Raw genomic sequence first — 18234 nt, 5'->3', positions numbered from 1 at the left:
GCGGGATGCGGAAGCCCACCGTGCGGTTGTCGTAGCCCCACTGCACGTTGATCGGCGCGGCCATGAAGCGCGACAGCCGGCGGTACGAGTTGATGTACGGCGCGAAGATCGGCATCAGCGCCGGCGTGTACTTCTGCAGCCCCGCGAGATAGCTGTGAAACATCGGCGACACGGCGCCGTCTTCGCCGGAGAACAGGTTGCGCCCCGTGCGCGCGTCGGCCAGGCTCTGGTGGATGTGCATCGCGGAGCCCGGCTCGTCCTGCATCGGCTTCGCCATGAAGGTCGCGTACATGTTGTGGCGCAACGCGGCCTCGCGCACCGTGCGCTTGAACAGGAACACCTGGTCGGCCAGCGACATCGCGTCGCCGTGCACGAAGTTGATCTCCATCTGCGCGGCGCCGACCTCGTGAATCAGCGTCTCGATGTCGAGGCCCTGCATCTCGCAGTACTCGTAGATGTCCTCGAACAGCGAATCAAATTCGTTCACGGCTTCGATCGAATACGACTGCCGGCCGGTTTCGGCGCGCCCGGTGCGGCCGACCGGCGGACGCAGCGGCAGGTCGGGATCCTTGTTCATGTCGACCAGATAGAACTCGAGCTCCGGCGCGACGACCGGCTGCCAGCCCTTCGCCTTGTACAGGTCGAGCACGCGGCGCAGCACGTAGCGCGGCGAGATCTCGACCGGCGAGCCGTCAAAGTGCACGCAGTCGTGAATCACCTGCGCGGTCGGATCGACCGCCCACGGGATCAGGCAAATCGTCGACGGATCGGGCACGCACACCATGTCGGGATCGGTCACGCCGGTCAGCGTGCCGTCCTCCGGATAGTCGCCGGTGACGGTCTGCACCATCACGGCCTGCGGCAGGCGCATCGATTCGCCTGACTCGAATTTGTTGCGCGGAATGATCTTGCCGCGCGCAATGCCGGCCATGTCGGGAATGATCGCCTCGACCTCGGTGATCCGGTGCTGCCGCAGGAATTCGCTTAGTTCGGGTTGCATGATCGGCCTCTGTCAGTCGATGTCGGATGCGGCCGGCGCCGGCGTCGCACCGCCGGCCGCATGAATGCGTTGCGCCATGCGCGCGCGGCACGCCGCGCCGAATGCCGCGAAAATGTCGCGCGACAGCGGCTGTTCCGCGTAGCGCCATTCGGGATGCCACTGCACGCCGAGCGCGAACGCGCGCGCATGGCGCACGCTGACGGCCTCGACCAGTCCGTCGGGAGCGCGGGCCTCGATGACGAGCCCCGCACCGAGACGCTCGATGCCCTGGTCGTGCAGCGAATTGACCGTCGCGTCGTGCACGCCGCGCGCGATCCGCTGCAGCAGGCCGCCCGGCGCGAGTTGCACGACGTGCGCGGGGCCGTATTGCCGTTCCAGCGGGTCGTCGGGCTGCTCGCGATGATCGTCGAAGCCGGCCGTCGCGTGCAGCCGCTGATGCAGCGTGCCGCCGTATGCGACGTTCAGCTCCTGCATGCCGCGACAGATCGCCAGCACGGGTACGCCCGCGTCGATCGCCGCACGGATCAGCGGCAGCGCGGTCGCATCGCGCGCGGGGTCGTGCAATGTGTCTGAACCGCTCGCGGCGCCGCCGTAACGATGCGGCTCGACGTTCGAGTAGCTGCCGGTAAACAGCAGGCCGTCGACCGCGTCGAGCACATCGTCGACCGGCTGGCGATCGCCGAGCGCGGGCAGCACGAACGCAAGCGCGCCGGCGCCGTCGACGAGCGCGGCCAGGTATTTCTCCCCCGCCGTGTGGTTCGGGTGCTCGCCGCGCAGGATGCGGTCGGCGGTGACGGCTACGATCGGGCGCGCGCGCATGGGCGTGTCTCCGGCAATCGCGCGCGACACGTTCGCGCGCACAACGATGAAGGTTCGCGCCTCTGCCGCACGCGCGCATCGCGATGCGACGCAGGCACCTGCACGAGCCCGCCGCGCGCACGATGCGGCGGCAGGCGGGGCGACCCGGAACGGAAACGCAACAGGACGCTAGGGCAGCAACGACGCGCTGCCGTCGCACTGCACCGCGCTGAACACGTGCGCGGTCACGAGATTGAAGCGGCGCAGGCCGCGATGGGACATGGCGAAGAAACGACGCTCTCGCAAGGGGGCGGCATGCGTGCCGCAATCAGCATGCCGGATCGGCCCGGCCTGAGGCGGCGCGCCCGCCGACGGACATCGCGTCCGGCGTGTCGAAGGGCTGGCGGCTTTCACGATCGTACTCGACTGACTGATGAATGCAGGACACGTATCGCGATGATGCGCATGCGGCAACGCCGCGCGGCGACACGTCGGCAAGCTGTCCCGCAGCGGCTTCCGGCGCGGTGCGGCCACGATCGATGGCCCGCCGCCGGTGCGCGCGTGACGGCTTCCTGACATTCAGCTTATATCACCTAAAAATTGCGTCAAATTTTCAGGTTTCGACGACGATAACGGGCGGACAACGATCAGACGAAAAAAAACGGCATCGATCTCCGGGATCGATGCCGTGTCGTGCATGGCGCCGGCATGCCGGCGGCCCGCCCATCAGCGATGCGCGAGCGCGGTTTCGACGAGCGTCTGCAGCAGCGGCACGATCCGCGCCGCACGCGTTTCGTCATACGCATACGGACGCGTCTCTTCCATGTAGGTGATCTGCGAGAGCTCGAGCTGCACGGCCTCCACGCCGGTGTCGGGCAAGCCGTAGTGACGCGTGATGTAGCCCCCCTTGAAGCGCCCGTTCGCGACAGCCGTATAGCCGCCATGCTCGAGCACGCGGGCGGCCAGCGCCTCCGCGAGCCCCGGCGCCGCGCTCGCGCCGCTCGACGTGCCGAAGTTGAAGTCCGGCAGGCGGCCCTCGAAAAAACGCGGCACGTGCGAGCGGATCGAATGGGCTTCCCACACGAGCACCCGGCCGTGCTCGCGCTTCAGGCGAGCGATCTCGCGTTGCAGCGCGTCGTGATACGGCAGCCAGTAGCGGTCGCGGCGACGCATGATCTCGTCGTTGCCGGGCTGCGCATTCGCCGGATACAGCGGCGCCTTGTCGAAGGTATCGACCGGCACGAGCCCCGTGGTGTCCTGCCCCGGATACAGGTTCTCGTTGTCGGGCGGACGGTTCAGGTCGACGACATAGCGCGCGTGCGACGGCACGAGGATCGACGCGCCGAGGCCGGCCGCGAACCCGTACAGCCGCTCGAGATGCCAGTCGCAATCGTCGACGAAGCGCGCGTCGGGCGTCATCGTCGCGGCGATATCGTCGGGGATGCAGGTGCCTGCATGCGGAATCGAAATCAGCAGCGGCAGCGTGCCCTGCTTCAGCGTGAATACAGCCGGTTGTTCAGTCATGTCGCATCACCGTTGGAGGTCCGCCGGCGCACGCACGTGACGTGCGCCGGTTGCGCGCGTCAGCGCAGCAGTTGCGCCAGCGCGGCGCGGTAGTCGGCATACGCGGCGGCTTCGTCGCGATGGCGGCGGCCGCTCACCACGCACTCGCCGCCCGTATAGACGTCGAGCACGGGCGTCTCGCCGTGCTCGGCGAACACGATGCCCGACAGCCACGACGCGCTGCCGTGTTCGGCGATCGCGGGATGATCGGGATCGAGCACGAGCCAGTCGGCGCGGCACCCTTCGCGCAGCGCGCCGATCCGCCGGCCGCTGGCCTGCGCACCGCCCGCGAGCGACGCGTCGAACAGGCGATCGGCGACATGCGCCTGCGTGTCGCTCGCCAGCACGTTGCGCGCGCGGTGCACGAGCCGCTGCCCGTACTCCAGCAGGCGCAGCTCGGCGCGCCAGTCGACCGACGCGTGGCTGTCGGAGCCGACGCCGATCACGCCGCCCTGCGCGAGATAGTCGACGGCCGGGAACACGCCGTCGCCGAGGTTCGCCTCGGTGGTCAGGCACAGGCCGGCAACCGCGCGACGCTTCGCGAGCGCCGCCGTTTCGGCCGCGTCGACATGCGTCGCATGCACGAGGCACCAGCGAGTATCGACGTCGAAGCGATCGAGCAGCCATTGCACCGGGCGCGCGCCGTACGCCCGCACGCAGTCGTCGACTTCGGCCGTCTGCTCGGCGATATGAATATGCACGGGCGCATCGTCGGGCAACCCGTCGAGCAGCGTGCGCAACCCGTTCTCGGACACCGCGCGCAGCGAATGCGGCGCGACCCCGTAGCGCAGCCCGCCATGCTCCGGCGCCGCGCGGCGCATCGCGTCGAGCAGTTCGAGCAGGCCGTCGGGCGTGTTGATGAAGCGGCGCTGGTCGTCGCGCGGCGGCTTGTTGCCGAAGCCGGCGAACTGGTACGACACCGGCAGCATCGTGATGCCGACGCCGGCCGAGCGCGCGGCATCGATCACACGCATGCCGAGTTCCGCGATCTGCGGATACCGCGAACCGTCCGGCGCATGATGCACGTAGTGGAATTCGCACACCGACGTATAACCGCACTTGAGCATCTCGACATACAGCCAGCGCGCGACTGCCGCGAGTGCATCGGGCGTGATCTTCAGCGCGAAGCGGTACATCAGGTCGCGCCAGCTCCAGAAGCTGTCGGCCGGATTCGCGCGGTATTCGGTGAGCCCCGCCATCGCGCGCTGGAATGCGTGCGAGTGCAGGTTCGGCATGCCGGGCAGCAGCGGTCCGGCCGCGCGTGCGACGCCTGCCGGCGCGTCGGTGTCGGGCGTGACGCCGGTCAGCGTACCGGCCGCGTCCCAGCTCAGCAGCACGTTGCGGCGCCAGCCGTCGGGCAGGTAGGCATGCTCCGCGAACAACATCGTATCGGTCATAAGGCTATCCATTCATGCGGCGAAACACGGTGGTGCCGCTGCGTACGACCTGCTCGCACAGCGGCCGGCCGATCCAGTAGGCGAGCTCCGACAGCGAGCCGACCGACCAGACGGCGAAATCGGCCTGGCGCCCCACTTCGAGCGCGCCGTGGCGATCCGCGCGGCCGAGCGCCGCGGCCGCATGGCGCGTGACGCCCTGCAGCACTTCAGGCACCGTCATGCGGAACAGCGTGCAGCCGAGGTTCAGCGTCAGCAACAGCGATTCGAGCGGCGACGTGCCGGGGTTGTGATCGGTCGCGAGCGCGATCGGCACGCCGTGCTTGCGCAGCAGCGCGATCGGCGGCAACTGCGTCTCGCGGATGAAGTAGTACGCGCCGGGCAGCAGCACGGCGACCGTACCGGCCGCCTTCATCGCCTCGATGCCGGCTTCGTCGAGAAATTCGAGGTGGTCGGCCGACAAGGCGCGATGGCGCGCGGCGAGCGCCGTGCCGCCCGCGTTCGACAACTGCTCCGCATGCAGTTTCACGGGCAGCCCGCGCCGCGCCGCGGCCTCGAACACGCGCTCGGTCTGCGCGAGCGAAAAGCCGATGCGTTCGCAGAACACGTCGACCGCGTCGACGAGGCCCTCGTCGGCCAGCGCCGGCAGCATCCGCTCGCACACTTCGTCGATATAGGCGTCGGCCCGGCCCGCATATTCGGGCGGCAGCGCGTGCGCGCCGAGGAAGGTCGTGTAGACGGTAACGGGGAAGCGCTCGCCGAGCTGGCGCGCGACGCGCAGCATCTTGCGCTCGCTCGCGAGGTCGAGCCCGTAGCCCGACTTGATCTCGATCGCGGTCACGCCTTCCGCGAGCAGCGGTTGCAGGCGCGCGGCGGCCTGCACGAACAATGTCGTCTCGTCGGCCGCGCGCGTCGCGCGCACCGTCGACACGATCCCGCCGCCCTGCCGCGCGATTTCCTCGTAGCTGACGCCCGCGAGACGCTGCGCGAATTCGTCGGCGCGCGTGCCGCCGTACACGAGATGCGTATGGCAGTCGACGAGGCCCGGCGTCACCCACGCGCCATGCAGATCCTCGCGTTGCCAGTGGGCATAGCCGTGCGGCAGCGCGGAGAACGCGCCGAGCCAGACGATCGTGCCGGTTTCGTCGACGACGATCGCCGCGTCGTCGATCGTCTCGTCGGGATGGCCGTGCGGACACAGCCTCAGGTGATGCCAGACAGTCGGTTTCATGCGTTCAGTCTCGTGCGCCGATGGCGAGCGATACGGCGAGCAGCGCGCCGCTCCCGCTCACGACGACGTCAAACGCACGCTGCGGCCCGTCGAGCCGCAGCGTGTCCATTTCCTTCAGTGCGTAGTGCGTGCCGTCGACGTCGACGCCGACCGCACCGGTCGCGCAATACAGCAGCACGGTATCGGCGCGCTCGATGCGGTGCGCGCCCGCGCGCCACACGTCGAGCGTGCCGCGCGCGGCCGAGCGGCGCGTCATCAGGTTGAAGTCGCGCGTCGCGCCTTCGTGCAGCGTCGCGTCGATCGCCGTCTCGCCCGCGAAATCCGCGCGGGACAGCGGCGCGTCGAGCACGTGGCGCGTGCCGTCCTCCGCGGCGAGCGTCATGCCCGCGCCGGACAGCAGCACGAGCGTGCGGTCGACTCCGTCGAAGCGCGAGAACGGCCCGGCCGTCCCGACGTCCGCGACGCTCACGCGCCACGCGAACGCGTCGAGCGCGGCGCCCGGCGGAAACGCGCCGATCTCGCGCGTCACGCCGCCGCCGTTTTTCCACGGCGACGCGACGAGATCCGCTGCGCGGATCAGCGCGGCGGCCGGCGTCGCGTTCGCCGGCGCCTGATCGAGCGCCGTCATGCTCAGCGGCCGAGCATCGGCAGCTTCAGGCCGGCCTCGCGGGCCGTCTGCTGCGCGAGTTCGTAGCCGGCATCCGCATGGCGCATCACGCCCGTCGCCGGATCGTTCAGCAGCACGCGACCGAGACGCTCGTGCGCTTCAGCCGTGCCGTCGGCGACGATCACGACGCCCGAGTGCTGCGAGAAGCCCATGCCGACGCCGCCGCCATGGTGGAGCGACACCCACGATGCGCCGCCTGCCGTGTTCAGCAGTGCGTTCAGCAGCGGCCAGTCGCTCACGGCATCCGAACCGTCCTTCATCGATTCCGTCTCGCGGTTCGGGCTCGCGACCGAACCCGTGTCGAGGTGGTCGCGGCCGATCACGATCGGCGCCTTCAGTTCGCCATTCTTCACCATCTCGTTGAACGCCTGGCCGAGGCGATAGCGATCCTTCACGCCCACCCAGCAGATCCGTGCCGGCAGGCCCTGGAACGCGATGCGCTCGCGTGCCATGTCGAGCCAGTTGTGCAGGTGCGGATCGTCGGGGATCAGCTCCTTCACCTTCTGGTCGGTCTTGTAGATGTCTTCCGGATCGCCCGACAGCGCGACCCAGCGGAACGGGCCCTTGCCTTCGCAGAACAGCGGGCGGATGTACGCCGGCACGAAGCCCGGGAAGTCGAATGCGTTCTCGACGCCCATTTCCAGCGCCATCTGGCGGATGTTGTTGCCGTAGTCGAGCGTGGCCGCGCCGCGCGCCTGCAGCGCCAGCATCGCGCGCACCTGGACGGCCATCGACTGCTTCGCGGCCTTCACGATGCCTTGCGGATCGACCTTTTGCGCCTCGCGCCATTGCGCGACGGTCCAGCCCTGCGGCAGGTAGCCGTTGATCGGGTCGTGCGCGCTCGTCTGGTCGGTCACGCAGTCCGGCGTGATGCCGCGCTCGACGAGTTCCGCGAACACGTCGGCCGCGTTGCCGAGCAGGCCGACCGACACCGGCTTGCCGGCGCGCTTCGCTTCCTCGATCATGGCGAGCGCCTCGTCGAGCGTCGTCGCCTTCTTGTCGACGTAGCGCGTCTTCAGGCGGAAGTCGATGCGCGTCTCGTCACATTCGACCGCGATCATCGAGAAGCCTGCCATCGTCGCGGCGAGCGGCTGCGCGCCGCCCATCCCGCCGAGGCCGCCCGTCAGGATCCAGCGGCCCGACGGATCGCCGTTGAAGTGCTGGTTCGCGACGGAGAAGAAGGTTTCATAGGTGCCCTGGACAATGCCCTGGCTGCCGATGTAGATCCAGCTGCCGGCCGTCATCTGGCCGTACATCATCAGGCCCTTGCGGTCGAGTTCGTGGAAGTGGTCCCAGTTCGCCCAGTGCGGCACGAGGTTCGAGTTCGCCAGCAGCACGCGCGGCGCGTCCTTGTGCGTGCGAAACACACCGACCGGCTTGCCCGACTGGATCAGCAGCGTCTCGTTCTCCTCGAGATCCTTCAGCGATGCGAGGATCTGGTCGTAGCATTCCCAGTTGCGCGCGGCGCGGCCGATGCCGCCGTACACGACGAGCGCATGCGGATGCTCGGCGACTTCCGGGTCGAGGTTGTTCTGGAGCATCCGGTAGGCCGCTTCGGCCAGCCAGGTCTTGCAGACTTTCTCGCTGCCGCGCGGCGCGCGGATCGTGCGTGTCGGATCGAGGCGGGGATCGATGTGTTTCGGATGGTTCATGACGACTGCTCCCGAAGGAAATTGATGATCAAATAGGAATCAGAAATGCCCGGTGAAGCGATAACGGCTGCCGGGATGCCACAGATTCGCCACCGAGGCGACGACGCCCTGCGACCAGGTGCGCCGATGTAAAACCAGACACGGTTCGACGTCGTCCATCCGCAGCTGCTCGCGCCGCTCCGGCGCCGGGGCCGCCGCTTCGATCCGGTACTCGACGCGCTGCAGCGGAGCCGCGCGCATCAGGTACTGGTTCGGCGTCGTATTCGTGAAATCCTGCTCGGCGTAATCCGGCGCGACCGCCGGATTCACCCATCGTTCTTCGAGCTGCACCGGCTCGTCGTTCTCGAAGTGCAGCACCTGCGAATGAAACAGCCTTGCGCGCACGGCCACCTGCATCTCGTCGGCTAGCGCCTCGTCGGCGCGGATCGTGTCGAGGCCGAGCACGCTGGCGTGATACGCATGCCCGCGCGCGCCGACCTCCTCCGAGATGCTGCGGATCGCCACCAGCGTCGATTCGTACTTCGGCCGCGCAACGTAGGTGCCCGCGCCTTTCATGCGCGTGAGCACCTGCTCGGCCGTCAACTCGCGCAATGCGCGGTTGACGGTCATGCGCGCGACCTTGAACTCGCGCGCCAGCTCGTTCTCGGACGGCACCTGGTCGCCCTCCTCCCACTCGCCGGCGTGGATGCGGGCCAGGATGAAATCCTTGATCTCCTGGTAGACCGGCGCGCTCATCGGCTTACTGTTCCGATGCGAACGAGAACGGCGCCACCTTCGCGAACGCACGCTCGCCGACCAGCTTCGCGATCACTGCGATGTCCGGCGCGAAGTAGTGGTCGAGTTCGTAGTGCGCGACCTTGCCGCGGATCGTTTCCATCACGGGCGCCAGCTTCGGGCTCGTGTGGTGCGGCGCGCGCAGGTCGACGCCCTGCGCGGCGGCCAGGAGTTCGATCGCGAGGATGTGCTTCGTGTTGTCCGCGATGTCGGCGAGCTTGCGCGCGGCGAACGTCGCCATCGACACGTGATCTTCCTGGTTCGCCGAGGTCGGCAGCGAGTCGACCGACGCCGGGTGCGCGAGCGTCTTGTTTTCCGACGCCAGCGCGGCGGCCGTCACGTGCGCGATCATGAAACCCGAGTTCACGCCGCCGTCCTTCACGAGGAACGGGGGCAGGCCCGACAGCGTCGCGTCGATCAGCAGTGCGATGCGGCGCTCGGCCAGCGCGCCGATTTCCGACGCGGCGAGCGCAAGGTTGTCGGCCGCGAACGCGACGGGCTCGGCGTGGAAGTTGCCGCCCGACAGCACTTCGCCGGTGTCCGGGAAGATCAGCGGGTTGTCCGACACGGCGTTCGCTTCCACCAGCAGCACGTCGGCCGCATGGCGCATCTGGTCCAGGCACGCACCCATCACCTGCGGCTGGCAGCGCAGGCTGTACGGGTCCTGCACCTTGTCGCAGTCGCGGTGCGACTGGTTGATCGGCGAACCTTCGAGCAGGTCGCGATACGACGCGGCCGCGTCGATCTGGCCCTGGTGGCCGCGCAGTTCGTGGATGCGTGCGTCGAACGGCTTCACCGAGCCGGCCGCCGCGTCGACCGACAGCGCACCGGCGACGAGCGCGGTACGGTACAGGTCTTCGATCGCGAACATGTTGTCGAGGGCCAGCGCGGTCGATGCCTGCGTGCCGTTCAGCAGCGCGAGGCCTTCCTTCGCCTGCAGCGTGAGCGGCGCGAGGCCGGCGACGCGCAGGCCGTCGAGCGCGCTCGCGCGTTCGCCGCGGATGAACACTTCACCGACGCCGAGCAGCACGGCCGACATGTGCGCGAGCGGCGCGAGGTCGCCCGAAGCGCCGACCGAGCCCTTCACCGGAATCAGCGGCAGCACGTCCGCGTTGAACAGCGTGATCAGCGCGTCCATCACCTCGCGGCGGATGCCCGAGTGGCCGCGGCCGAGGCTCGACAGCTTCAGCGCCATCAGCAGACGCACCGACGAACGCGCCATCGGCTCGCCGACGCCGACCGCGTGCGACAGCACCAGGTTCTTCTGCAGCAGTTCGAGCTGGTCGTGCGGGATGTGCGTGCTGGCCAGGCGGCCGAAGCCCGTGTTGATGCCGTAGGCCGGCTCGCCCTTCGCGGCGATGTCGGCGACGGCCTTCGCGCCGGCGTCGATCTTCGCGAAGCTGGCCGGATCGAGCGTCAGTTGCACGGATTCGCGTGCGATCCGGCGCAGTTGCGGGAGGGTCAGGTGGCCGGGGGTCAACGTAATCATGTGAGCAATCCTGTCTAGACAAGTTCGGGATGGATTGCAGTGTAGCCACCGAAACTTGTCTAGACAACCCGTTTTCGCCGATTTCGACTCGGGAGTTTCCCTGATGCCCGGAACAGCCCGCCGGGCCCGCGCGCCGGCCTCTTTCATTAACATACGTTGCAATAATTTTGTTTACGGCAACATATGAATCATCATTCGCCACGGAGACCCGCGATGCCCTTCCCGCCACGATCCGCCGCCCGGTTCGGCCGCCCCCTGCTCGTCGCCGCATGCGCACTCGCGTGCGGCGCCGCGCTCGCCGTCGAGCCGCTCTCGGGCACGCTCGAGACAATCCGGCAGCACAACCTGATCTCGATCGGCCATCGCGAAACGTCGGTGCCGTTCTCCTATGTCGATGCAAACGGCAAGGTGATCGGCTTCTCGCAGGATCTGTGCGACCGCGTGATCGCCGCGGTGAAGGCACGCACCGGCAAGCCCGACCTGCAGGTGCGCTTCATCCCCGTCACGTCGCAGAACCGCATCCCGCTCGTGCAGAACGGCACAGTCGATCTCGAATGCGGCGTGACCACCAACCTCGCCGCGCGCCACGCGCAGGTCGCGTTCTCGACCACCTTCTTCGTCGCGACGACGCGCCTGCTCGCACGCACGTCGTCGGGCATCCGCGACTTCCCGGACCTCGCCGGCAAGACGGTCGTGACGAACCAGGGCACGACGTCGGAACGCCTGCTGCGCAAGATGAACGAGGAGAGGAAGATGAACATGCAGATCATCAGCGCGAAGGACTACGGCGAAGGGCGCCTCACGCTCGAATCGGGCCGCGCGGCCGCGTACATGATGGACGACGTGCTGCTCGCGGGCGTGCGCCAGCTCGCCGCGAAGCCGGCCGACTGGCGGATCGTCGGCACGCCGCAGTCGTCGGAGGCCTACGGGTTCATGCTGCGCAAGGACGATCCGCAGTTCAAGGCGCTCGTCGACGGCGTGCTCGCACAGTTGATGAAGAGCGGCGACATCGACGTTCTGTACGACAAGTGGTTCATGAAGCCGGTGCCGCCGAAAGGGCTGTCGTTCGACTTCCCGATGAGCGACGTGATCCGCGCACGCTATGCGGCGCCGAACGATGCGCCGCTCGAGTGAGCGCCGCGCACTGAAGTCTGCTTACGCACGCGACCACGCGACGCACGCGGCGTAGCCGGGCGCCGCGTCGAGCCACGACGCGTCGAACGCCGCGACGCCGGCGGCGGGCTCGGCCGGCTCGACGATCGTCGTCGCCGGCGTCGCCGCATCGCGCGGCGGCACGACCGCGAAGGCGCGCAGTCCGCCGACGATGCCCGTGCCGAGCGCCTTGAGCAGCGCCTCCTTCGCGGTCCACACCCGGATGAATTCGCTCGCGCGCATCGCGAGCGGCAGACTGTCGAGATACGCGACTTCGGCGGCCCCGCAGACTTCACGCGTCAGCGCATGCCAGTCGGCCGCCCGGTTGCAGCCCTCGATATCGACGCCGACGCGGCCCGCCGGCGCCCACGCGAGCAGCGCATGATCGCCTGCGTGCGACACGTTGAAGTCGAGCGATGAACGATGCGCGCGATCCAGCGACGGCCGCCCCGATGCGTCGATCGCGATCGCAACCGCATTCGGCGCGACACCCAGGGCCGTACCGAGCACGTCGCGCAGCGCGGCGCGCGTCGTGGCGCTGCGCACCGCATCCTCGTGCCGAATGAAGCGCGCGGCCCGTGCGCGTTCGCCGTCGCTGAGCGCCGCATAGGCGGGCGACGCAAGCGGCACGCGCCAGTCGAAGTCGACCCGCGCGATCCGCACGCCGGCGCGGGACGCCGCGGGCGGCACGTCGAGCGTCTGCATGCGCCACGCGCGAGGGGCGGTGGGCGGGATGGCGGAATCGGACGGAATGGACATCGGCACGCGGCAGCCTGGGCTGTGAAAGGAAACGTCCGATGTTAATCGATCGCAGCGGTCCGCAGCCGGTACGATCCGTGCCGGCAAGCGAATCGGCGCGGCGCGCCCGCGCGACGGATCATCCGTTCGCCGCCACGCCCGGCACGCCACCGCCCGTCGTACGTCCGCGCGACGACGGGTGAAGTGCATGCACGACACCCGGCGCATCGCCGGGCAGCACGCCGTGCTGCAGCCAATACAGCGCGACAGGCCACAAAGCGTCGGTAAAGCGGCTGTGAAAAAAAGCGAAATGCCCGATCGCGTCGACGCCGATGTCGGCCGGCGCGATCCGCAGATGCGTGACGTGGCTGCCCGTGTAATAGCCGACCAGCCGCTCGATCGCGTCGACCGTGCCGAACGCGTCGTCGTCGAGGCCGATCGCGAGCATCGGCGCCGACAGTCCCGCGAAGCGCGCAGGCAACGCCGAGCGGCCCACGGCCCCGGCGTCGAGCACGCGGCCGAGATAGCCGTCCTCGAAACGCGCCTGCGAGCGCGCCCACGACAGCGCGATGCCACGCGGCGTGTCCTCCATCCAGCCGAGCCGCTTCGCGGGAACGTAGCCGAACACGGCCGCGAGCACGGGCATCAAGACATGCCACTTCCACCACATGCGCCGCCGCTCGGCCGGCAGGTAGTCGCGCCAGTACGCATACTGCGCACCGACGGTCACCGCATGCCGCACGTGCACGTTCGACGCCGCGAGCCCGAGCACGCAGCCGCCGATACTGTGCGCGACGACGTCGAGCGGCTGGCCCGGAAACGTATCGCGTGCGTATTGCAGCGCGGCTTCGCAATCGAGTTGCCCCCAGTCGAGCCAGTTCGCGCGCAGCTTCGCGAGATGCGGCGGGCGCGACCCGCCGATGCCGCGATAGTCGTAGACGAGCACGTCGCGCCCCTGCGCGAACAGCCAGGCCGCGAAGCGAAAGTAGTAGTCGCACCGCACCGACGTCGCGCAATTGATGACCGTCACGGGTCGCGCGGTAGTGCCGCCGCGATGGCGCCACACGTGGCCGCGCAATGCGTAGCCGTCGGCCGCGTGCAGCGTCACGGGTTCGGGCGGCAACGCGTCCGCCGTGCGACTGCCCTGCGCCGCCCCGTTTCGTTCGCTCGAAATCGTCATCCTGTCTCCTGTCGACCCGAGTTGGCACTTCAGTGCTTGCTCCGGTCCCATGCTTCGCGGTCCACTCGAGTTGGCACTTCAGCGCTTGCTCCGGTCCCATGCTGCGCGGTCTACCCGAGCTGACGCCTTAGCGCTTGCTCGAGTCCCATGGTGCGCGGTCAACCAGATTTGGCGCTTCAGTGCTTGCCCCGATCCCACGCTTCGCGGTCACCCAGAGTTGGCGCTTGAGCGCCGCCCCGGGCCCCATGCTCCCCGGTCGTGCCGAACGAATGCATCAGCCTCGGCTCCGGCCCCGCACATCGCCACCCGCCCCCGCACGCATCGCGCCCGCCTCCATTGAACTTGACGCATGCCATGTTCTCAACCAATCTTGCTGCTCCATTCGCATGAGTCACGCGCATGTCAACGCCGCTCGTCCGTCTCCCTTCGCTCGATCTGGTCCGCGGTTTCGTCGCCGTCGGCCGCCGCATGAGCATCACGCTGGCCGCGCAGGACCTGTGCGTCACGCAATCGGCGGTCAGCCGGCAGGTGCACGCACTCGAGGCGCATCTCGGCGTCGCGTTGCTGCAGCGCGGCTACCGGAAGATCGCGTTCACGCCGGAAGGCGAGCGGCTGTTCCGCGTCGCGGATGCGGCGCTGCATGGCCTGCAGGACACGGTCGCCTCGCTCGCCGCCGCGCGCGAGCGCCAGCCCGTCACGATCACCGCCAGCATCGGCGTCACCGCGCTGTGGCTGCTGCCGCGGCTCGGGCGGCTGCAGGCGCGCCTGCCGGAGATCGACCTGCGCGTCGCCGCGAACGACAAGGTACTCGATTTGCGCGCCGAAGGCATCGATCTCGGCATCCGCTATTGCCCGCGCGAGCGCGCGCCGGCCGGCGCGCTGCGCCTGTTCGACGAGATCGTCGTACCGGTCGCGCATCCGGCGCTCGCCGCGCGGCCGGTCACGAGCGAGGCCACCATCGCCGACCACGTGCTGCTCGAGTTCGACGGGCCGCCGCAACCGCAATTGCAGTGGCGCGCGCACCTGCATGCGGCCGGGCTCGGCGACACGCGCCCGAAGGGCGTATTGCGCTTCAACCAGTACGACCAGGTGATCCAGGCCGCGATCGCGGGTCAGGGCGTCGCGCTCGGCCGGCTTGCGCTCGTCGCGCCGATGCTCGCGGACGGACGCCTCGCGGTGCTCGGGCCGCACACGCAGGCGCTGTCGGATGCGTACGGCTACTGGCTGTTCCAGCACGATCCGGCCCCGCGCCGCGAAGTCGCCGACGTCCGCGACTGGATCCTCGCCGAAGCGACCGAATGCGATACCGCGATGCGCGCGCACGACAGGGCGCCGGCGTAATCGGGCACCGGTGCCCCGCCTCGCCGCGACCGCGGCCGGACGGATGCCGCCGGCAACGCCGTGCGCCCCTCGTCGCATTCCCTGCACGCATGCCAACCTGACCGAATGATCGCTTGAGCGGCAACGGGCCCGATCGTCTAATCGGATCGAGCGCGGCCGTTTCGCCGCGCGCCTTCATCCGGAGACATGCATGACCCCGATCGAGCAGGAAGTCCGTCGCCGCTGGCTGCCGGTGCTGGCCGGCGGCCTGATCATGGGTGCCGCGCTCGGCATCCGTCACGTGCAGGGCCTGTTCCTCGCGCCCGTGTCGCTCGACCACGGCTGGTCGCGTGAAGCATTCGGGCTCGCGCTGGCGCTGCAGAACCTGATCTGGGGCGTCGCGCAGCCGTTCACGGGGATGGTCGCCGACCGCTTCGGCTCACTGCGCGTGATCGCCACGGGCATGCTGCTGTATGCGGCCGGGCTCGTCACGATGGCGCATGCGGCCTCGACCGGCATGTTCACGGTCGGCGCCGGGCTCGTGATCGGCATCGCGCTGTCGGGCTCGGCGTTTGCGTCGATCTACGGTGCGCTGAGCCGCCTGTTTCCGCCCGACCGGCGCGGCTGGGCACTCGGCGTCGCAGGCGCGATCGGCGGGCTTGGCCAGTTCTGCATGGTGCCCGTCGCGCAGGAACTGATCGGCGGCATCGGCTGGCAACAGGCGTTCATCGCGCTGGCGCTCGTCGCGGCGCTGCTCGCGCCGCTCGCCGTGCTGCTGCGCGACCGGCCCGCGCAGGCGGCGACGGCCGCCGGTCCCGACCAGTCGATCCGCGAAGCGGTGCGCGAGGCGTTCGCGCATCGCGGCTTCTGGCTGCTGAACGCCGGCTTCTTCGCGTGCGGCTTCCAGCTCGCGTTCATCGCGACCCACCTGCCGGCCTACCTGCTCGACCACGGATTGCCGGCGCGCCACGCGAGCGTCGCGCTCGCGCTGATCGCACTGACCAATGTGGCCGGCACCTATGCGTGCGGCCATCTCGGCGGGCTGCTGCGCCGCAAGTACGTGCTGTCCGGGCTATACCTCGTGCGCGCGCTCGCGATGGCCGCGTTCGTCGCGGCGCCGCTGTCGCCCGCGAGCGTCTACGTATTCGCGGCCGTGATCGGATTCACCTGGCTCGGCACCGTGCCGTTGACGAACGGCGTGATCTCGCAGGTGTTCGGCGTGCGCTACATCGCCACGCTGTTCGGCTTCGTGTTCTTCGGGCACCAGCTCGGCAGCTTCTTCGGCGTCTGGCTCGGGGCGGTCGTGTATGACGCGATGCACTCCTACATGCCGCTGTGGCTCGGCTCGATCGCGCTCGGCGTGATCGCGGCGCTGCTGCACCTGCCGATCGACGACGCGCGTATCGCGCGGCCCGCGGCGGGCAACGCGGCATGGGCATGATCCGCGCGGCGCTGGCCGCCGGCACGCTCGCGTTCGTCGCGTGGTGCGGTGCGGCCTACTTCGATTCGGGCGTGGCGTACGCGCTGCTCGAACACGTCGCGCTCTGCAACTGACGCGCGCCCCGCCTCGCGTTCAGCGACGCTTCGGCAACGCGGCCAGCGCGTCGAGCGCACGGGCGCGCGCGGCCGCATGCTCGACGAGCGGTTCCGGGTAGTCGACGCCGAGCCTGATGCCGGCCGCGTCGAGCGTCAGCGGCGCCGCTTCCCACGGCGCGTGGATCGACGCGGCGTCGAGCGCCGCGAGTTCAGGCACCCAGCGCCGCACGTATGCGCCGTCCGGGTCGAACTTCCGGCCCTGCGCGACCGGATTGAAGATGCGGAAATACGGCGCGGCATCGGCGCCGCAACCGGCCACCCATTGCCAGCTCGCCGCGTTGTTCGCGGGGTCGGCATCGACCAGCGTGTCCCAGAACCATGCTTCGCCCGCGCGCCAGTCGATCAGCAGATGCTTGATCAGGAACGACGCGACGACCATCCGCACCCGGTTGTGCATCCAGCCGGTCGTCCACAGCTCGCGCAGGCCCGCGTCGACGAGCGGATAGCCGGTCAGCCCGCGCTGCCAGGCCCGCAGCGCGGCGGGATCGTCGCGCCACGGCATCGTATCGAACTGCGCGCGGAAATTGTCGGTCGCGAGCGCCGGGAAGTGATACAGCAACGCGTAGCTGAATTCGCGCCAGCCGAGCTCGCTCAGGAACTTGTCGGCGCCCGCCGCGCACGCGGCCCCGCCCGCCTGCGCGGCGCCCTGGGCCGCGTGCCACACCTGTCGCGGCGACAGGTTGCCGAAGCGCAGGAACGGCGACAGCCCGCTCGTCGCGGGCAGGTCGGGACGGTCGCGCGCATCCGCGTAGCCGGCGAGCGACGTCGTCAGGAACGCGTCGAGCCGCGCATGCGCGCCGGCTTCGTCGGGCGCGGGCCATGCGTCGCGCAGGCCGCCTGCCCAGTCCGGCACGGGCGGACGCAACGACAGCGCATCGAGCGCCAGCGCGCGGTCGCGCACGGCTTGCGGCCACGGATGAAACCCGATCCGCTCGGGTTCCGGCAGCGGCGCGGCGACCGTGCGATCGCGACGCGCCGCGCGCCAGTAGGCGGTGAACACCTGGTACGGCGCGCCGCTGCCCGTCAGCACTTCCCACGGCTCGTTCAGCAGGCTGCCGTTGCTGCTTTCGACAGTCACGCCGCCGGCCTTGAGCGACGCCTTCAGCGCCGCATCCGCGTCGCGCTGCGGCTGCGCATAGCGGCGGTTCCAGTACACGGCCGCCGCGCCCGTATCGTGCACGACGCGCTCGATTTCTTGCCGCGCGTCGCCGCGCAACAGCAGCAGGCGCCCGCCATGACGGCCGAGCGCGGCGTCGAGCCCGGCCAGCGACCCGTGCAGCCACCAGCGCGCCGCGCCGCCGGGCGCCCGCCCCGCGCCGTCGCCCGTGTCGTCGACGAACACGCACACGAGCGGCCGGCCCGACGCCACCGCGCGCGTCAGCGCGGGCTGATCGGTCACGCGCAGATCGTCGCGGAACCAGACGATCGCGGGAGCAACGGACGGCTTGACGGGCACGGGCACCTCGATGATGAAAGCGGGACGGGATGCGTATTGTCGCGGCTGTGCCGCGCCGTGTCGACGTTCGATGCGACAGCGCCGACGACGGCCGGCCACGGCGCACATTCCGCGCCGCGCCGCACGGTGAAGCGCCTTGCTGCATTTCGGCGATTCCTCGCCCTGTGCACGGGCCTACGCTCGATCCCGTGTGCGCAACACGGCCCGGGCCGGCCGATGTCGAT

At 69.4% G+C, this 18234-nt stretch carries 16 protein-coding genes; 4 read left to right on the top strand and 12 right to left on the bottom strand.

Annotated features, from left to right (window positions below; all coding sequences use genetic code 11):
* From GQ57_RS30705 to hutH, 9 genes are all read right to left on the bottom strand, one after another.
* Positions 1–1000: glutamine synthetase family protein (locus tag GQ57_RS30705; protein WP_034199826.1), on the bottom strand; the 1000-nt coding region annotated here is incomplete at its 3' end.
* Positions 1001–1012: 12 nt separating this feature from the next.
* Positions 1013–1819, bottom strand: coding sequence for a gamma-glutamyl-gamma-aminobutyrate hydrolase family protein (locus GQ57_RS30700; RefSeq protein ID WP_034199829.1), 807 nt, complete (start codon positions 1817–1819; stop codon positions 1013–1015).
* Between the two features lie 705 nt (positions 1820–2524).
* On the bottom strand, positions 2525–3322 hold the full coding sequence (gene hutG, locus GQ57_RS30690) for an N-formylglutamate deformylase (protein ID WP_034199825.1): 798 nt from the start codon (positions 3320–3322) through the stop codon (positions 2525–2527).
* Positions 3323–3381: 59 nt separating this feature from the next.
* Complete coding sequence (locus GQ57_RS30685; RefSeq protein ID WP_034199824.1) at positions 3382–4758, bottom strand: formimidoylglutamate deiminase; 1377 nt, start codon at positions 4756–4758, stop codon at positions 3382–3384.
* 4 nt (positions 4759–4762) lie between these two features.
* Positions 4763–5986, bottom strand: a complete 1224-nt coding sequence (gene hutI / locus GQ57_RS30680; RefSeq protein WP_034199823.1) for an imidazolonepropionase — start codon at positions 5984–5986, stop codon at positions 4763–4765.
* A gap of 4 nt (positions 5987–5990) precedes the next feature.
* Positions 5991–6614: a HutD/Ves family protein gene (locus tag GQ57_RS30675; protein ID WP_034199822.1), complete on the bottom strand. Its 624-nt coding sequence runs from the start codon at positions 6612–6614 to the stop codon at positions 5991–5993.
* A gap of 2 nt (positions 6615–6616) precedes the next feature.
* Entirely contained in the window at positions 6617–8305 is a 1689-nt protein-coding gene (gene hutU / locus GQ57_RS30670) for a urocanate hydratase (protein WP_031401997.1), read from the bottom strand.
* 39 nt (positions 8306–8344) lie between these two features.
* Positions 8345–9040 carry a histidine utilization repressor gene (gene hutC, locus GQ57_RS30665; RefSeq protein ID WP_031401996.1) on the bottom strand — a complete coding sequence of 232 codons (696 nt, stop codon included), beginning with the start codon at positions 9038–9040 and terminating at the stop codon, positions 8345–8347.
* A 4-nt stretch (positions 9041–9044) separates the two neighbouring features.
* Positions 9045–10568: a histidine ammonia-lyase gene (hutH, locus tag GQ57_RS30660; RefSeq protein WP_031401995.1), complete on the bottom strand. Its 1524-nt coding sequence runs from the start codon at positions 10566–10568 to the stop codon at positions 9045–9047.
* 213 nt (positions 10569–10781) lie between these two features.
* Between hutH and GQ57_RS30655 the strand changes: the two genes are divergently transcribed.
* Positions 10782–11702: a glutamate/aspartate ABC transporter substrate-binding protein gene (locus tag GQ57_RS30655; RefSeq protein WP_034199821.1), complete on the top strand. Its 921-nt coding sequence runs from the start codon at positions 10782–10784 to the stop codon at positions 11700–11702.
* Between the two features lie 21 nt (positions 11703–11723).
* Here the strand turns inward: GQ57_RS30655 and GQ57_RS30650 are convergent, their stop codons facing one another.
* Both GQ57_RS30650 and GQ57_RS30645 read right to left on the bottom strand, forming a co-directional pair.
* Positions 11724–12479, bottom strand: a complete 756-nt coding sequence (locus tag GQ57_RS30650) for a 4'-phosphopantetheinyl transferase family protein (protein ID WP_034199820.1) — start codon at positions 12477–12479, stop codon at positions 11724–11726.
* A 118-nt stretch (positions 12480–12597) separates the two neighbouring features.
* The gene (locus tag GQ57_RS30645) at positions 12598–13638 is read right to left on the bottom strand and encodes an alpha/beta hydrolase family protein (protein ID WP_034199819.1); all 1041 of its coding nucleotides are present in this window, start codon (positions 13636–13638) and stop codon (positions 12598–12600) included.
* 399 nt (positions 13639–14037) lie between these two features.
* Between GQ57_RS30645 and GQ57_RS30640 the strand changes: the two genes are divergently transcribed.
* The 3 genes from GQ57_RS30640 to GQ57_RS44180 all read left to right on the top strand — a co-directional run bounded on the left by GQ57_RS30640 (position 14038) and on the right by GQ57_RS44180 (position 16512).
* Positions 14038–14979, top strand: a complete 942-nt coding sequence (locus tag GQ57_RS30640; RefSeq protein WP_034199818.1) for a LysR substrate-binding domain-containing protein — start codon at positions 14038–14040, stop codon at positions 14977–14979.
* A gap of 190 nt (positions 14980–15169) precedes the next feature.
* Positions 15170–16399 (top strand): MFS transporter, encoded by a 1230-nt coding sequence (locus tag GQ57_RS30635; RefSeq protein ID WP_034199817.1) that lies wholly within the window; start codon positions 15170–15172, stop codon positions 16397–16399.
* Positions 16390–16512 carry a hypothetical protein gene (locus GQ57_RS44180; RefSeq protein WP_031401989.1) on the top strand — a complete coding sequence of 41 codons (123 nt, stop codon included), beginning with the start codon at positions 16390–16392 and terminating at the stop codon, positions 16510–16512. The genes GQ57_RS30635 and GQ57_RS44180 overlap by 10 nt, the downstream gene beginning before the upstream one ends.
* A 19-nt stretch (positions 16513–16531) precedes the next feature.
* Here GQ57_RS44180 and GQ57_RS30625 read toward each other — a convergent pair whose 3' ends face one another.
* Positions 16532–18010 (bottom strand): cryptochrome/photolyase family protein, encoded by a 1479-nt coding sequence (locus GQ57_RS30625; protein WP_034199828.1) that lies wholly within the window; start codon positions 18008–18010, stop codon positions 16532–16534.
* Between the last annotated feature and the right edge of the window lie 224 nt (positions 18011–18234).

Source organism: Burkholderia sp. MSh2 (assembly GCF_000731655.1).
GTDB lineage: Bacteria > Pseudomonadota > Gammaproteobacteria > Burkholderiales > Burkholderiaceae > Burkholderia > Burkholderia paludis.
Note: the sequence above shows the minus strand (reverse complement) of the source record. Positions and strands in the feature narration are given on the sequence as shown.

What these genes read in the sequence shown, in the direction of transcription:
- hutH (WP_031401995.1), bottom strand. Translation starts at nt 10,568, where the DNA reads ATGATTACGTTGACCCCCGGCCACCTGACCCTCCCGCAACTGCGCCGG.
- GQ57_RS30655 (WP_034199821.1), top strand. Translation starts at nt 10,782, where the DNA reads ATGCCCTTCCCGCCACGATCCGCCGCCCGGTTCGGCCGCCCCCTGCTC.
- GQ57_RS30635 (WP_034199817.1), top strand. Translation starts at nt 15,170, where the DNA reads ATGACCCCGATCGAGCAGGAAGTCCGTCGCCGCTGGCTGCCGGTGCTG.
- hutC (WP_031401996.1), bottom strand. Translation starts at nt 9,040, where the DNA reads ATGAGCGCGCCGGTCTACCAGGAGATCAAGGATTTCATCCTGGCCCGC.
- GQ57_RS30675 (WP_034199822.1), bottom strand. Translation starts at nt 6,614, where the DNA reads ATGACGGCGCTCGATCAGGCGCCGGCGAACGCGACGCCGGCCGCCGCG.
- GQ57_RS44180 (WP_031401989.1), top strand. Translation starts at nt 16,390, where the DNA reads ATGGGCATGATCCGCGCGGCGCTGGCCGCCGGCACGCTCGCGTTCGTC.
- hutG (WP_034199825.1), bottom strand. Translation starts at nt 3,322, where the DNA reads ATGACTGAACAACCGGCTGTATTCACGCTGAAGCAGGGCACGCTGCCG.
- hutI (WP_034199823.1), bottom strand. Translation starts at nt 5,986, where the DNA reads ATGAAACCGACTGTCTGGCATCACCTGAGGCTGTGTCCGCACGGCCAT.
- GQ57_RS30700 (WP_034199829.1), bottom strand. Translation starts at nt 1,819, where the DNA reads ATGCGCGCGCGCCCGATCGTAGCCGTCACCGCCGACCGCATCCTGCGC.
- hutU (WP_031401997.1), bottom strand. Translation starts at nt 8,305, where the DNA reads ATGAACCATCCGAAACACATCGATCCCCGCCTCGATCCGACACGCACG.
- GQ57_RS30640 (WP_034199818.1), top strand. Translation starts at nt 14,038, where the DNA reads ATGTCAACGCCGCTCGTCCGTCTCCCTTCGCTCGATCTGGTCCGCGGT.
- GQ57_RS30685 (WP_034199824.1), bottom strand. Translation starts at nt 4,758, where the DNA reads ATGACCGATACGATGTTGTTCGCGGAGCATGCCTACCTGCCCGACGGC.
- GQ57_RS30650 (WP_034199820.1), bottom strand. Translation starts at nt 12,479, where the DNA reads ATGTCCATTCCGTCCGATTCCGCCATCCCGCCCACCGCCCCTCGCGCG.
- GQ57_RS30645 (WP_034199819.1), bottom strand. Translation starts at nt 13,638, where the DNA reads ATGACGATTTCGAGCGAACGAAACGGGGCGGCGCAGGGCAGTCGCACG.